At 53.6% G+C, this 13,643-nt stretch carries 13 protein-coding genes and 1 pseudogene; 7 read left to right on the top strand and 7 right to left on the bottom strand.

Annotation, left to right across the window (positions count from 1 at the left end; all coding sequences use genetic code 11):
* Positions 1-127: 127 nt before the first annotated feature.
* Positions 128-296, top strand: a pseudogene (locus NO978_RS19190) (IS5/IS1182 family transposase); the annotation flags it as partial.
* A gap of 92 nt (positions 297-388) precedes the next feature.
* On the opposite strand, the gene fni reads toward NO978_RS19190, so the two are convergent.
* The gene (gene fni / locus NO978_RS19185) at positions 389-1,471 is read right to left on the bottom strand and encodes a type 2 isopentenyl-diphosphate Delta-isomerase (RefSeq protein ID WP_257301144.1); all 1,083 of its coding nucleotides are present in this window, start codon (positions 1,469-1,471) and stop codon (positions 389-391) included.
* Between the two features lie 661 nt (positions 1,472-2,132).
* Positions 2,133-3,179 (bottom strand): LamG domain-containing protein, encoded by a 1,047-nt coding sequence (locus NO978_RS19180; protein WP_257301143.1) that lies wholly within the window; start codon positions 3,177-3,179, stop codon positions 2,133-2,135.
* Positions 3,180-3,863: 684 nt separating this feature from the next.
* Between NO978_RS19180 and NO978_RS19175 the strand changes: the two genes are divergently transcribed.
* Positions 3,864-5,138 (top strand): hypothetical protein, encoded by a 1,275-nt coding sequence (locus NO978_RS19175; RefSeq protein ID WP_257301142.1) that lies wholly within the window; start codon positions 3,864-3,866, stop codon positions 5,136-5,138.
* A gap of 177 nt (positions 5,139-5,315) precedes the next feature.
* On the opposite strand, the gene NO978_RS19170 is transcribed toward NO978_RS19175, so the two are convergent.
* Both NO978_RS19170 and NO978_RS19165 read right to left on the bottom strand, forming a co-directional pair.
* A complete protein-coding gene (locus tag NO978_RS19170; protein ID WP_257301141.1) occupies positions 5,316-5,816 on the bottom strand; it encodes a hypothetical protein in 501 nt (166 codons plus the stop codon).
* Between the two features lie 18 nt (positions 5,817-5,834).
* Positions 5,835-6,590, bottom strand: a complete 756-nt coding sequence (locus NO978_RS19165; RefSeq protein WP_257301140.1) for an exonuclease V — start codon at positions 6,588-6,590, stop codon at positions 5,835-5,837.
* Positions 6,591-7,581: 991 nt separating this feature from the next.
* On the opposite strand from NO978_RS19165, the gene NO978_RS19160 reads away from it, so the two are divergent.
* Complete coding sequence (locus tag NO978_RS19160; protein ID WP_257301139.1) at positions 7,582-8,409, top strand: hypothetical protein; 828 nt, start codon at positions 7,582-7,584, stop codon at positions 8,407-8,409.
* Between the two features lie 118 nt (positions 8,410-8,527).
* Here NO978_RS19160 and NO978_RS19155 read toward each other — a convergent pair whose 3' ends face one another.
* Positions 8,528-9,541 (bottom strand): nucleotide kinase domain-containing protein, encoded by a 1,014-nt coding sequence (locus tag NO978_RS19155; RefSeq protein WP_257301138.1) that lies wholly within the window; start codon positions 9,539-9,541, stop codon positions 8,528-8,530.
* Between the two features lie 118 nt (positions 9,542-9,659).
* Here NO978_RS19155 and NO978_RS19150 point away from each other — a divergent pair, with 118 nt between their 5' ends.
* The 4 genes from NO978_RS19150 to NO978_RS19135 are packed head-to-tail and all read left to right on the top strand — an operon-like array spanning position 9,660 to position 12,087.
* Positions 9,660-10,547, top strand: a complete 888-nt coding sequence (locus NO978_RS19150) for a hypothetical protein (protein WP_257301137.1) — start codon at positions 9,660-9,662, stop codon at positions 10,545-10,547.
* Positions 10,544-11,116, top strand: a complete 573-nt coding sequence (locus NO978_RS19145; RefSeq protein WP_257301136.1) for a hypothetical protein — start codon at positions 10,544-10,546, stop codon at positions 11,114-11,116. The genes NO978_RS19150 and NO978_RS19145 overlap by 4 nt, the downstream gene beginning before the upstream one ends.
* A 15-nt stretch (positions 11,117-11,131) precedes the next feature.
* Positions 11,132-11,572 carry a DUF4231 domain-containing protein gene (locus NO978_RS19140; RefSeq protein WP_257301135.1) on the top strand — a complete coding sequence of 147 codons (441 nt, stop codon included), beginning with the start codon at positions 11,132-11,134 and terminating at the stop codon, positions 11,570-11,572.
* A 44-nt stretch (positions 11,573-11,616) separates the two neighbouring features.
* Positions 11,617-12,087 carry a TIR domain-containing protein gene (locus tag NO978_RS19135; RefSeq protein ID WP_257301134.1) on the top strand — a complete coding sequence of 157 codons (471 nt, stop codon included), beginning with the start codon at positions 11,617-11,619 and terminating at the stop codon, positions 12,085-12,087.
* A 55-nt stretch (positions 12,088-12,142) separates the two neighbouring features.
* Here NO978_RS19135 and NO978_RS19130 read toward each other — a convergent pair whose 3' ends face one another.
* The gene (locus tag NO978_RS19130; protein ID WP_257301133.1) at positions 12,143-12,406 is read right to left on the bottom strand and encodes a hypothetical protein; all 264 of its coding nucleotides are present in this window, start codon (positions 12,404-12,406) and stop codon (positions 12,143-12,145) included.
* A gap of 382 nt (positions 12,407-12,788) precedes the next feature.
* On the bottom strand, positions 12,789-13,532 hold the full coding sequence (locus NO978_RS19125; protein WP_257301132.1) for a hypothetical protein: 744 nt from the start codon (positions 13,530-13,532) through the stop codon (positions 12,789-12,791).
* Positions 13,533-13,643: the final 111 nt, after the last annotated feature.

The raw sequence follows: 13,643 nt of genomic DNA, 5'->3' as shown, positions 1-13,643 counted from the left end.
TGAGCCGACGCATAATCCGAGATGAGGAGTCCTTGTCGTGCACAGACTGGACTTCCTCATTCCTTCCGAAAGATGCCTCGATAAGCCGCCGCTATCACGCGTTTTCTCGCTTAACTAAAGACGGATGCACAGAGAGTTTCCTCGGTCCACAAGACATGGGATGCTCGACTGGATACAGGTCTCTATGGTCAGCGTAGTCAGAACGGAACGGTGAACTCCCAGGTTAAGCGCAGGGGAAACAGTTTCGAGAACTCACCATCGCCTGCCTTGCTCACAATCCCGACCAATCACTCTAAACGGTAGATGTAGGTTCGACAAGTATCGGAGTAGGATCTCTCTTTTTCCTGGTGTTGTTCTATCTATCCTGCTGAGACTGGGAAATTCGGTACTACTCGCTACTGGTTCGTTGTTCCACGTACTCGCGCGTCTCTCCGTGCAACACGTATTCCACCTGCTGGAGCTCGTCGATCGACCCCGAACCGGTGACGAACATCGCCGTCCGCAGCTCGGCGATCAGGTCCTCGACTCGTTCGATGACAGCGTCTGGCCCGTCTGTAGCTGGCTTCAGGAACGGTTTCGCCAATCCGCCGGCACGGGCACCCAGCGAAATCGCTTTTGCCACATCCAATCCCGTTCGTACACCACCACTCGCAATTACGCAGTCGTGTTCGGCAACACACTCGATCGTGCTTGCAGCGGTTGGAATACCCCATTCTCGGAACAGAGTGCCGATTCGTTTCTGTCGTGGCGCGTTCGCGGCCGCTGCGCGATAGGCTTCGATCCCGGACCACGTCGTGCCGCCTTTTCCAGCGACGTCGATCGCGTCAACGCCTGCCGCAGTCAGCTCTCGGGCAGTCTCCCCGGAAATTCCGTTGCCCGTTTCCTTGACGATAATCGGAACCGAGAGTGCCTCAGACACTCGTTCGATCGCAGCTACACAGTTCCGGCCATTGACATCGCCTTCAGGTTGGGTGGCTTCCTGGAGGAAGTTCAGGTGGACTGCGAGCGCGTCGGCATCGATCATCTCGACTGCCTGCTCGACCATTTCGATGTCGTACTCTCGGAGCTGTGCAGCACCGAGGTTCCCGTAGATGAACGCATCGGGAGCGACATCGCGGACGACTGTGTACGATTCGAGGACGCGTTCGTCGTCGAGTTCGAGGCCTGCTCGCTGGCTACCGAGACCCATGGCGATACCGGTCTCGCTGGCGGCCCGGGCCAGTGCCCGATTAATCTCTGTCGTATTGTGGTGCCCGCCAGTCATGCTCTCGATGAAGATCGGGGCAGATAGGTTGTGACCCAGGAAGTCGATGGAGGGGTCGATTGCGTCGTAATCGAGTTCCGGAAGCGCGTTATGGATGAGTCGGACGTCGTCGAAGCCCGTACCTGTCGTTTCGACATCCCGCTCCTGAACGATTTGAAGGTGGTCGTCTTTTCGGTCTTCAGTCTCCGAGGAGTCCTGCGCCGTCATTAGTCGAGTTTGTACAAGAGATGGGAAAACAATACTGTTGTATCGACTCGGCTCCCTCCTAACGATTCTTGCAATGACAACATGCTGGGATCGCTATGCGTCTGTACCCAACATTGCGCTGCTATACAGCATGCATTGACAGAGCTGCCAGTGATAAGTTCGCACCAACTACCGGACGGTTGTTGCAGCAGCAGCAGCGAAATGAGTATATATTAATAGATCTATGGAAATCTAGTTGGGCCAATTAGTTTGTTATATGAATTAAAATGGTGGCACGACTATGTTTTATTTTGGTTGGTTGGGCTATTCATGCCCTCGAAATAGGTTTTGAATACTCCGAATCGGTGTTGCCTGGCGGGCAACCATCTCGGGATTTAAGTAGGTAGATGGTTTAAGAGTGGGTAGTAGCAGCCAGATAGCAGGGTTACGAAGGAAACCGGTGCTCGTGTCGTTGGAGTGCGTCCACGACAGAATTTGGGCCTCTCACGGCAAGGACCAGGGTTCGAATCCCTGACGGACCACTTCTCACGACGTGAGTCACCGAGCAACAGCGAGCCGTCTACCCGACCCGGGTCTGACGGCTGACAGGGGCATCGCTCAGCGCTGTCCAGATTCGGCTGGCCAAGCTCGCCCCGGGACGTCTAAGGGCCAGGCTGACGCCTCACGCGGCTGTACTGTTGCTCTGCATCGCCCGCGTGAGGACACCAACTTCGTCGTCGCTGAAGCTGGTGTAGTAGAGCCGCATCTCGTAGATACGGCCGTCGATGTTCTGCCCGATGCCGTACGGGTCGGAGTCCGCACCGAGGATGACGTCACCCAGTGCGACATCGCGGTCGAGCGGGACCGACCCGACCCGTTGGCCGTTGCGGTAGAGCACCATCTGGTCCCCGTCGAACGTGCCGATCAGCACCTGCGGTTCGCCCTCGTCGATGTTCCCGGTGTAGAGCGTCCCGCTCGGCGGATTGTTGTATCCGATGGTGTACCTCATCCGGTGGGGATCGACATGGTTACCGTCGGTCTCCATGTACCACGCGAACCCGCCTTCCTGGTGTTCGATGAGGTTCTGGATGCTGTTGGCACCACCGTCTTTCCGGTAATGAATGGCGATGGTGAGCTCGTCGACACTGGCCGGGCCGTCCACGGAGAGGTCGCCGATGTTGACGTGGGTGCCGCTCGTTCCATCGAAGTCGAGCGCGGTCCCGGTGTCGTCGCTGACGCGCGACCAACCCTTGAACGCCTCGCCGTCGTTCCCGTTTCCGGACCGGTCGACGACGGTACTCCCGGTTCCCTGGTCGAAGGTGTAGTACGAGATGAGGTCGCCGACATCCTCCCGACTGTCCACCTGTCTGTTCACGAGTACCGTCTGGTCGCCGTCGCGAGAGACGACGGTGATCCTATCGTCCGGCGCGGTCGGTAGGAGCACCGTCTTCCCGGCCTCGTCGCTGTCGAACGACGCGACGGACTGGCCGTTCAGTTCGACGACGACGTCCTCGCCGATGCCGACCGCCGTCATCTCGAGGCCGGCCGGCGTCTCCGTGTACTCGAACGCGGCCTCGGCTGTCGGCGCACCCTGGCCCGCACTGAGGTCCAGCACGAAGACGCCAACGCCCGCGGCCGCGACGAGGGCCAGCGCGACGAGTAACAGCGTTCCAATCGGCGATGTGGCCCCCTGCTCGTCGGTCGCGTTCCCCCTCATGACGTACGCCATTCGTGGTTGCGACGTGATTTATTTCTGTTGACAGACGGGTGGCCGGTTGCCCCCAGCGACGTACAGATGTCACCGGGTGCGGCCCCCACTGGTCAGCAAGGAGCGACCGCTCACGAGTGACGAGCGTGACCGAGACCGGTCACACAGACAACCGCCGTGCGATATCGATAGCCGAAACAGAAACGCAGGCCGGGTCAGTTCCCGAACATCGAGCGCGACATTAGAAGAACGGCTACCCCAGTGGGGTGGCCATTCAAATCAGTTCAGAGCTGTCGAACGTCTCATCACGCTCGTACTCGATGACTTTCAACAGAGCGTTCAAGAACTCTGTCTCGTTGTGATCATCTACGTTTCGAAGCGCATCTCGCACACGCTCTCGGGTGTCGTCATCTTTGGGTACATTCAGCCCGTTCATAAGATGGATTCGAGTTGCTCATTGAAGTACTTCCTCCCCATACCAGCGGTCATCTTGATAATCATCGTTGTGAATGAGAGTGGCATGAATAAATTCACAAGGAGGTGATTTCACCCTTACCGTCGGTGAACTGGCTGTTAAGTAGACGTGCTTCCTGACCGGTTAATTCAATCGACTATCGATGAAATCTCGTGAGGCGTTTCCGTGACACTCTCTCAGAACTGGGTTTATGTACAAGTCAGGGAGTATTCACGTACCAACCAAGACTCATGTTCAACGACGCTATCACGACCGAATCCGTGCTTCTTGATGGTGACACGGACGGTGAGAGCGGTGTTATTGACCTGTCGCTGACCGAATCCGGTGACATTACTGGTGACGTGACCGGTGATGTTGAACCGTCAGAGACAGCCGAAGAATCCCTCGGACAGGTAACTGGTTCTCAACCCCCGCAATTCGATGAATTCCGCGGGGAGACTCGTGATGGCGTTTCGGTGATGTTGGAAAAAGTAATCACGTCAACGGAATTCGATGGCAGGGACGGGACTGCCCAGGTAACCGGGATCACTCCGTCTGTTGTTGTGTTCGACTCAGCTCCGGACGACGCGTTTGTTGGAGAAGACGTCACGATCGAATTTGATGTGATGAATTTCCGTACTCCGAATACGTGGTTTCCGCAACCGGACGACACACCGCTGTTGGACCGCGATGAGTTCTCGATTCAATCACACCGAGTGGACGGGTTCGAAGAGCGAATGCAGCAAATCAAAGAATACAGACGGTCACTACGCACTGCGACGGTTACGCTGACGCACTCCGTTAACGGCCCGGTAGACATTCAATTCGATCACGCGTCGTGTACTCTTCAACCCGCGATGTGGTTGATAGCGTTCGTTCAAGGCGTATTCCCCGCACCGGTTCGAGCTCGAATCACTGCGGTTGATGGGGACGCGGTGCCGTGGACATACGAGCGGTGGATGACGACATGGCGTGATGATATCGGTCATGCCTTCTCTGGTGGTCGGATTGACGGTGCGAACGACGTGCGGGTGTTCCTCGATCACGGATATGACCGGTTTGTTGAGCGAGCGGACCAGTACCGGTACAAGCGGTGTATTTCGTGGTATCTCGATGCGATGCTGCGTGACCGGACGGTGAATTCTCGGATCGCGTCGATTGCGGCCGGGATGGAAGTTCTGGCTGAACGGTACGCAGCGCACGACGAGACTGTGGGGAGCACCACGGCTGACAAGATCCGGAATTTAGTCACGTCGCTTGATGTTGATGTGATTGATCTTGCTGCGTTCTCTGAAACGTTCGAGGATACGCCGGATGGGACGAGAGAGTACTTCTACTCTAACTCACGGAATTTCGTGTTGCACAACGAACGGGACGATATGCCATTTGATAATCTCTTCACGGATTACGAGGCTGCGATTACACTGTTCAGGCGGGTGCTTGTCAACGAATTCGCTCTCGACGAGGAACGCGATCGGTACACGTCGTTACTCGACCTATCGCCGACAGACCAACGATTCGAATAGCTTAGATCGGACACTACTTTCGCTGTACTCACCGATCCACAACAGACATATTATCTGATGGGATTCCAACAGAGCTGGGCCCACATCAGAATGATGGGGTCTCGCGGTAAGACAAACCACACCTCCAAAGGAAGACGTCTGTAAGCATCGGTACCACTCAGGATAACTTGTCCAAGATTAGGTGGCGTTGTCGTATTGTTGCTGTAGAAGTTCTCCGAATTCTGCCGCATCCCGAAAAGCTGCCTCTCCATCGGGATCCACTTGTCGCTCAACTACTTCGCTTACGTCGCCGCTGGCTTCCATCTCGGCAGCTGCTCCTTCAAGGGCTGCCTCAGCCTCGTCAAAGACCGAGTCCACGACGCCCTCAGCATTCTTCTCCGACTCCGGTCCGTTCTCGTCCTGGAATACCTTCGACCAACTTCGCTCATCCGGAAGGTATTCGATGGAGACGATAGTGCTTTCCGTGACAAAGATTGCTCCCACAACTAACGATCTCCTCCGGTCTTTGTCCGGATCCGTGACGGCGTTAATCGGGACCACCGCTACGAACTTCCCGCTGGTGTGGAGGGCGTATAGTTCATCATCGGTCAGGGGCCGAGAGGGAAGGCTGGAAACTAATGCCATATTTGGCAATCTCATTACCGGTTTATCGGGATTTCGCTTCTGACGAACCGTCAAGATGTACAGTAAGGGCTTTCAAGCCCGAGAATCCGGGCAAGCGTCATTGTACTCGCACGCACGGCACTTTCCAGCCTTCTTAGTCGGTATCGGTTCACGTTCGTCTCGCCAGTAACCGAGAGCCCAATTAAGATCCTCCAGGAACTCTACCTTCGAAAACTCGGAGAGATGAAGAACAGATTTCGGTGACTCAGTCAACTCTTGGTCTCCGAACTCCCATTTGTCGTAGTTGGCGATAACCGACTGTTGGAGTTGCTTGCCAGTTTCGAGCGCAAGTGATTGTTCGTGACTGAGGATAGCAATCTTCAGATTGTCTGTCCCGAATCCCAAACTATCGAGGATGAATCCGTAAAGCCACGCTTGGATACTCTGATTCTTGTACAGGTGATCTGGTCTCGATGTCGTCTTTCGCTCAAAGATCAGCTGTGGCTTCTGGCTCTCGAAGAGCACGGCGTCGGGGATTCCACCGATGAGGAAGTCGGCTGCCTCACCAACGAACGGACTCTCCACGATTATTTGTCGATCGCCAGTCTCCAGGGCGTTCCAGAACTCTTCGTCAGAAACCTCCTCGGAATCCTCTGCCGCTTTTTTGTGAGTCTTACTGCCCCGTGTCTTTGCTGGGGTTTCTATATCTCCGTGTTTGCGTGTGAGGTCAACCTTCTTTTCGCAATAAAATTGGCCAGCAATCCGGCTTGGTGCGAGTGAAGAGCCCTCAGATGTCGCTAGTTGTTCGAAGAGCGAGTCGTGTTTCGCCCGAACGCTCCTGAGACTCATACACCGAAGTTGCACTTCTGGGGCTTAATGGCTACTCTTGGATGACACGTACAACGGACCTCTATTGAACTGATGTAAGATTGCTAATTAGTGAACCGTAGCTCCCGTCCAGTTTTCGATTCCCCTGCTCCAACCCACCTTCAAATGCCACGGTCGGGTGACGCCAAGCGATCCAATCACCGGGGTCCGAAACCATTTTGATGTGACTATGCTGGTTGTCCTCGTGCTCTAGCGGATTCCGGTTTCTGGACTGTTGGTGAGAACAACCACAATGACTGGAGGTGTTCGTTTTGTTGGGTCCGTGTTGGTGGTCCTCTGTGGGATACATTACAGAGTGGTCGTCATCAACGTGGAGATCGCCTCTGTTCCTTGCACGCGGAGTACTATCACTCGCGGCAGTTCGACGGTGGAGTAGAGCAGCTTCGGAGTGATTTTTCGAGATATAATCTGCCATCTCATCCATACGTTCGAAACCGGCAGTTACGAGAGCAACCGAAGCAAGCCAATTCTGGTGCTTCTGTGCTTCTGGAGGCGTTGTGTGGTACTTATCCGGATCACGAGTTCCGAAAACCGCTACGAAGAAAGGGTACTTCGGACGTCGAACGCCATCTTCTGTCTTTGATCGAAATTGCCTGTCAACCGTTCCGTACCCTCGCATTGTCTTTTTGCAGGTGGCTAGAGACCAAGTTCCGCCATGGTACCCCGGAGCGCTTCCCGTCTGTGTTAGCCCAGCCTCTGATTGATACTCAATTGTTTTTGCAACGTAGAACCGACCTCGTGGATTTGTGCCTTCTACATCGTATACATCAGCGTAGTCCCTCGCTTTGTTAGACATCCAGTCTTGGATGTCATTGGGTGTTCTAAACTCAGAGGAGTCAGGCTCTTCCCCTTGTTCCGCTTCAATAGAGTAGTCGTGTTCCGTGAGTGAACGCATGTTCTTAGGAATTATCCTGCGTAGTGATAATTCTTGAAGCCTGGTTCCATTGAGTTGATGAGTAAGGGATCAGTTGATGACTGTATGTCTGAAGAAAATCAAGGCTCCAAGGTTTTACTAATTGGAATCGGAGCTGATGGCACTAATACAAAGCCACTTCCCCCTATCTATGATGATGGGACGTTTGAGTACGTCCCGATTCCTGAAACACAGACAGGAACAGCCGAACCTATGACCTACGTGAATTGGGGATTCGCGTACCAAGACACGACAGCAGCGTCCTACTTCCGTCGTATACGGCCGAGTAAAGACGAGGAGTGGATTCAAGGAGACGAACTCGATAACCATCCTTTCCATCGAGACCCGAATTTTGAGGCGCTTACCTTTGGAGATAAGAAAGGAGATAACGGAACCGGTAGGGCACTGAAAAAACTACGGCAGGGGGATGTTCTCGGCTTCTATGCGGGGCTTCAGAATGAAGGCCGAAAACATCGCTATGTGATTGGCCATTTCACCGTCAACAACGTAATCGACTTAGAACATCATAGAGGCGAGCGTCAGGCTGAGTTGCTTAATGAGTCTCCGAATAATGCTCACTCACTCCGTTTCCAAGGTGAGGGAGAGTCAAAACACGATGACGTCGTAATAATCGATGGCACAGACCCAGGAGGATTGCTTTCACGAGCACTCCAAATTAGTTCGTATGATCGATTTGGCTCTAGCCAGTACTACCTCACTGATGACTTCGCTGGTGAATTTTGCGTCCGCGGTCATGATCCTGACGGGGCAGAAAAGGACAATAAGGAATGGCTCGGATTCAAGGATCCACTTTGGTGTGATATAACCCCGGAGAAATTCCGTAGCAAGACACCAGAACTCCGGTGACTAGGTCGGCTCTGGATCGAATACGGGTTAGGATTAAATTCACCACCTCGCGGTGCCCGTGTTCAATGACAAGATGTTGCCTCGACAGTATTCCGTGAGAGCGTACGAAGTAAATGCTCTACTCGGCGGTGTTTGGGAGGCTAATCACAGGTGATCCTTCATACAGGTCACGCAGTTCGTCATATGAGCGTGCTTCGGTATTCCGGAAGCAGCGCCGGGCACGGCCGTTCGAGTGCAGAATCTTATGGTACTTGTAGAACTCACAGAGACAGTTCTGGATATTTGCTAATGACAGCTCCAAACGGTTCCCATCTTTTGTCTCCAGGTAGGGAAAGTCCAGGTCCAATCGTTCGAACTCCTGTTGCTGGTTTTGGCGGAGCCACCGCATCACGTCAAGACGATCAAAACCGTTGAACTCTGTGACAAGCTGTTTTAGCCCCTTCTGAGCACCCGGGCCGGGAGCCGACCAGTCATCCGGAGAAAACGAGAGTACAGAGCCGCCATCGTAGTAGTCTACAGGGTATAGAAGATCGACAAGAACTTGGTACGAAAGGAAATTCCCGAACCCATGCTGTGAACGGATTAGCTTGTAGGCCTCTTCCAGAGATTCGGTAGAAAGCATGTTGTCAAAGAAATCGGTCTCATCCGTGATTTCATTGAAAAGCGCAGCTACATTTTCCACCTTATCAGAAGAACCCATCTGATTGTAGCCGCTCACCATGTACGCCCCGGTGAATACCGTCTCCTCTAAGTCGTCCCGTCGATGTTTCAGCGCCTCTTCGAACTCTGCTGCATCGAAGGTCTCCAGTGACTGAAACCCGAGATACTCGTGGGTTTCGAGCCGGCCGATCAACCGGTATAGCATCACATTCAGAATCTTGTCCTGACGCGAGGCGTCCGCCTCCAAGATGTTCTGAATCACGTACTGTGTCCCGGGGTCCAGCTCGCGGTAGACGTTCGTGAACCGGTACTCCTGCAAAATCTCGTCATCAGTCCATGGTGACGGTCGGCCTTCAATGACCCGACGATACCATACCTGCTGTCGTTCGGTGATGAACTGCCAGAACAGATCAAGTGATTCCTCATCGAGACTATTCCGAATATCATCGGGCTGTATCAAGGACTCAGACATTACTCGTATGCTCTGAAAGCCAATCGTTGACTCATTGAATCTTACGACACACCTGTCCTCACGGAATATTCGGTAGGAGAAACACTTTATGGGGAGAATACATCAACCCAGACGTAAAATGAGGTATGAATCCGATGGGGCTCCTGATTACGCGCCTCCTAACGGCTCGTGGGAGGAGCATCAGGCATCGGAAGATGCCCAAAGCTATCTGACACTCTACTACTGTGAGGACGAGATCAGCAAATACCCCGTTCGAGAGGTGACCAAGGTCAACGACAACAAAAGCGACCCGAACCTTGAGACGATGAGTTACGGGTTGTGCTCTACCTGTACCCGAGACATTCGATCCGGCCTGGTGAAGAACAACCGCCCCTACCTCTTCTTCTGCACGAACATCAAAGGTGAGCGTCATCTTACCGGGTACTACCATATTGGCTGGTACTCACTGGGTCCACCGCTGCTCACTAACTACCGGAACGGTAGTATCCAGGACGACTACCGTCTCGTGGCGGACGAGATGAAGTGGATCTACCCACCGATCAGCTTCGAAACCGTAGCCGATGAAACTGGGTTCGACGGGATTTTGACCGGGTTCAGAAAGAAACTCATCTCCTCCGAGACAACCGACGCTCTCCTTGGTCTCTTCGAAGAGCGGGAGGACTGTTCCCAACAGTACCTCGACGAGGTCCGACGACTGGAACTGATCAACAAGCGGTATCACGAATACCGGTACCCAACTTGGGAGAGAGAAGCCGGATTCGACTGGGGATCTGTCCAGGACTACGTGGGGACGATGCAAGCCGGGGAAGATAACGGAACAAAGCAGATTCTTGAAACGAAAATGGAGACGATGAACATTGACCCATCTCTTATCGCCTCAGAGAGCGTGTCCAACTGGGTCTGTCTCTTATGTGACCATGAGTTTGAAAATGAGGCTCCACTGAAACTGTGCCCTAACTGTGATAATGGTGGGGGGATTATTCCCGCAAGAGCGATCAACACATGAGCAACACCACACTACTTGACCTTCAGAAACGGCAGCAAGAACACGATAAGGAGCATCACCGCGATATCTTTACACTCCCATATCCGGACAGGATGAACCACTACGTGCATCACTTTTCGAAGTACGTAGGCCGTATGTCCCGTGATTATGCCGATGATGATATGCGGATTGAACAAATCGAAAAGACGCTTGCTGACAGCTTCATCGTCGGACTGGCAGCGGCGAACACACTTAACTTGGACTTGCAAAGTGAGCTGGAGGGGATGTTCGGCCTTGAGGCAGACGGAGTCGCTGAATGGGGAGAAGCGCTGAATCCTTCCGATGAAGTGATGGATTCGGAGGAGCTGAAAGAGTGGCTGTTCACGCGAATGGCCTCTCCGGCGGGTCGTATGGCGAACGCGATGGAATCGCTGGACCACATGGAACCGATGAACACCCGCGAAGTCTTGGAAGAGGAGACAGTAGAAATCGTCTCTAACCTTCTCATCGCTGCAGAGAACCTGGGCACCGACCTTGAGCAGATCCTAAGCGATCGATGGACCAAAATTGAAGAAGAGTCCATTCTGTAAGACAGTGCATCTCATATGGTAGAGAACTTCGACGAATTCTACGAAGAATTCTATAAGCCGCAATTCGAGTGGTATGATACGAAGGCGATGAGCAACAAGAAGTATCATCGAGGGATGAAGATATCCCAGATTGCTTTAGCTGCGATTCTTCCGGTCGCCGTCACGTTGTTCCCGGTGACATCCAGCGCGTTCTGGAAGAATACCATCATCATCGCCTCTGTTCTACTTATCATCCTGGAAGCCCTCGAATCGTACCTGAACTATCAGAAGAAGTGGATGAACTATCGGACCACTGCTGAGGGACTTCGACGCGAAGAGCAGATGTTCAAAACCGGAACGAAAGAATACGAGGGCGCGGAGAACCCCGAGAAGCTGTTTGTCGAGCGGGTGATGGCGCTCACAAGCCAGGAGAACCGATACTGGGAGATCACTACGCGAAAAGCACAAGAGGCCTAGTCACATTGTGTCAGTAAGCACGGCTTACCAGGCCACATGAAAGAATGACCACCCGTCGAGTCTTCATCAGTTACGAGGGAAGCGATCGAATGAAAGCCAAGGGGTTCCGGCTGCTTCGATGGAACAAGAACGTCAATGTCGAGTTCCAAGACCGGCACCTCCTTGATCCTGTTGACAGCACGAACAGAGGGTACATCCAGCAGTGTATCCGGGATGAGATCAAGGGAACTTCTACCACTGTCGTCTTAGTAGGCGAGAACACGAAGGACAGCGACTGGGTGGACTACGAGATCGAACGGTCACTGAAAGACGGGAATGGTCTGGTGGCTGTCAAGGTGGATGACAGCATCAGCGACGAGGATGTGCCGGACAAATTGAAAGAGAACGGTGCAGAAATTGTCGATTGGAATCCTGACGAGTTCGGTGATGCAATCGAACGGGCAGCGAGCCAGCGGAGCAAGGTCGGTGAGTCCACCGTTAGAGGCCGTGCAGGTACCGGCTGTGGACGATCTTAACTGACGGTCGGAAAATCTCACTGGTTTTTCGTCGATATTCGGTCTGTTGACGTAGCTACCGCCACTTCGACTCGATGGACGTTCGGTATCGTAATCTAAGCACAGACGTGTTGCAGCACTGTTTAACCTGCTGCGCTGGGTACTGATTGCGGACATCCTCTAGGTTCTCATGTGACTCGATGAGGTGCGTCAGTGCGGCATCAATGACGTCCGACATCGGCGGGTCGTCCGTCGGGTCGGAGGCTACGATCGTGCTCGCTTGGTCAAGCAGCCGCTTCCGGTCGTCGCTGAGTCGGAGAGTAGTGCGGTCAGTCGTCATAAAGCGTTGTGCATACGAGGGTCGTCAGAGCGTGAATCTGCGGTGACTGAACCCGGGTCTGTTTATATGCGGTGCTTCTCCGCCGCGTCGCGGCCGTGGCAACATGGGCGGTGGCGAGGACGAATCTATGCACGTTCGTCCGGGTAGTACATACATTGGCGTGCATACATCGAAGCCACTGCTGACATTGCCGTGTGAACCCGTGGGGTCGGCCTCGAAGACTCGGTTCCAGATGTCTGAGTTGCCATTCGTTTCGCACACACGCTGTTGCTCTTGGATTGTCGTATAAAGTTGGAAAGTTTCCCGCTGGGTGTTCAGGCCTTGCGGCTGTATCCAGGAGTCTGGATTATAGATATTCATCATTCTCTGCCGTTCTGCCAAGTTATTTCAGGAGCTGCCCGAGGACATCTGCCTGCCAATAAGCGATAGCCGGATGTACGCTCTTTTCGCCAGTCTCTGGGTTTATCGCCGTTATTCCGACATCTGCGCAGTGAATGCCCGCGAGGTTGTCTCCGAGGACAGGCGAACCACTATACCCCCTATAGTCGGGAGTACTATCTTCTACACCAGTTACGATTCCCAATGCAATCTGATCGGCGGAGGGTGATCCCTCTTGGTGAGTGGGGAAGTCGTTTTGAAGCGTGAGAATGTACGGTTCAGTGATCGTCTGTGCGTAGGTCTCCCTGTCGTATGGGCCAGGGTCCGGGAAGGATGGTCCAGGGTAGCCAATTATATCAAGGAATTCAGACGAGTTCTCGGAGGTAATATCATCAAGCGTCCAGACAACATACCCGTAGTCTTCGGGCGAGAAGGTAATGGGGACGCCGATCACGTCAATAGCGGCATCAAGAAGGATGCCTGATTGTTCGGTGAGATCAACTCGTTTCACCGTGAAGGAGGGATCATCTCGCAGGTAGATGTCAACCGTTGGGAGGTAGTCCTCGGTACGGTAGGAAAGCGAGAGTCGGCCCGTGGCGAGGGTTGACGCATCGGTGGGCAGGAGGTTGTGGCGAGCGGTGATGAGGTAGGTTTGATCCGCAGCGTTGAAGAAGAAGCCACTTGCGCGCATGTATTCACCACAGACGATCGGACAGCTGACGTGAGGGTCTATTTTTGCCAATTCCATAGTTCAGTTCGTATGCATGTACCACTCAATCCGGTAGCCTGTTAGTAAAACCGGGAACACCGTCACCGGAAGCAGATGACGGATAATGCCATATATTTATATGAAGACAGG

It is taken from the genome of Haloarchaeobius sp. FL176, from assembly GCF_024609245.1.
GTDB lineage: Archaea > Halobacteriota > Halobacteria > Halobacteriales > Natrialbaceae > Haloarchaeobius.
Note: the sequence above shows the minus strand (reverse complement) of the source record. Positions and strands in the feature narration are given on the sequence as shown.

Excerpts from the sequence above, each read along its gene's own strand:
- NO978_RS19180 (WP_257301143.1), bottom strand. The coding sequence starts at position 3,179 with ATGGCGTACGTCATGAGGGGGAACGCGACCGACGAGCAGGGGGCCACA.
- NO978_RS19160 (WP_257301139.1), top strand. The coding sequence starts at position 7,582 with ATGAGTAAGGGATCAGTTGATGACTGTATGTCTGAAGAAAATCAAGGC.
- NO978_RS19150 (WP_257301137.1), top strand. The coding sequence starts at position 9,660 with ATGAGGTATGAATCCGATGGGGCTCCTGATTACGCGCCTCCTAACGGC.
- NO978_RS19140 (WP_257301135.1), top strand. The coding sequence starts at position 11,132 with ATGGTAGAGAACTTCGACGAATTCTACGAAGAATTCTATAAGCCGCAA.
- NO978_RS19130 (WP_257301133.1), bottom strand. The coding sequence starts at position 12,406 with ATGACGACTGACCGCACTACTCTCCGACTCAGCGACGACCGGAAGCGG.
- NO978_RS19175 (WP_257301142.1), top strand. The coding sequence starts at position 3,864 with ATGTTCAACGACGCTATCACGACCGAATCCGTGCTTCTTGATGGTGAC.
- NO978_RS19165 (WP_257301140.1), bottom strand. The coding sequence starts at position 6,590 with ATGAGTCTCAGGAGCGTTCGGGCGAAACACGACTCGCTCTTCGAACAA.
- NO978_RS19135 (WP_257301134.1), top strand. The coding sequence starts at position 11,617 with ATGACCACCCGTCGAGTCTTCATCAGTTACGAGGGAAGCGATCGAATG.
- fni (WP_257301144.1), bottom strand. The coding sequence starts at position 1,471 with ATGACGGCGCAGGACTCCTCGGAGACTGAAGACCGAAAAGACGACCAC.
- NO978_RS19145 (WP_257301136.1), top strand. The coding sequence starts at position 10,544 with ATGAGCAACACCACACTACTTGACCTTCAGAAACGGCAGCAAGAACAC.
- NO978_RS19125 (WP_257301132.1), bottom strand. The coding sequence starts at position 13,532 with ATGGAATTGGCAAAAATAGACCCTCACGTCAGCTGTCCGATCGTCTGT.
- NO978_RS19155 (WP_257301138.1), bottom strand. The coding sequence starts at position 9,541 with ATGTCTGAGTCCTTGATACAGCCCGATGATATTCGGAATAGTCTCGAT.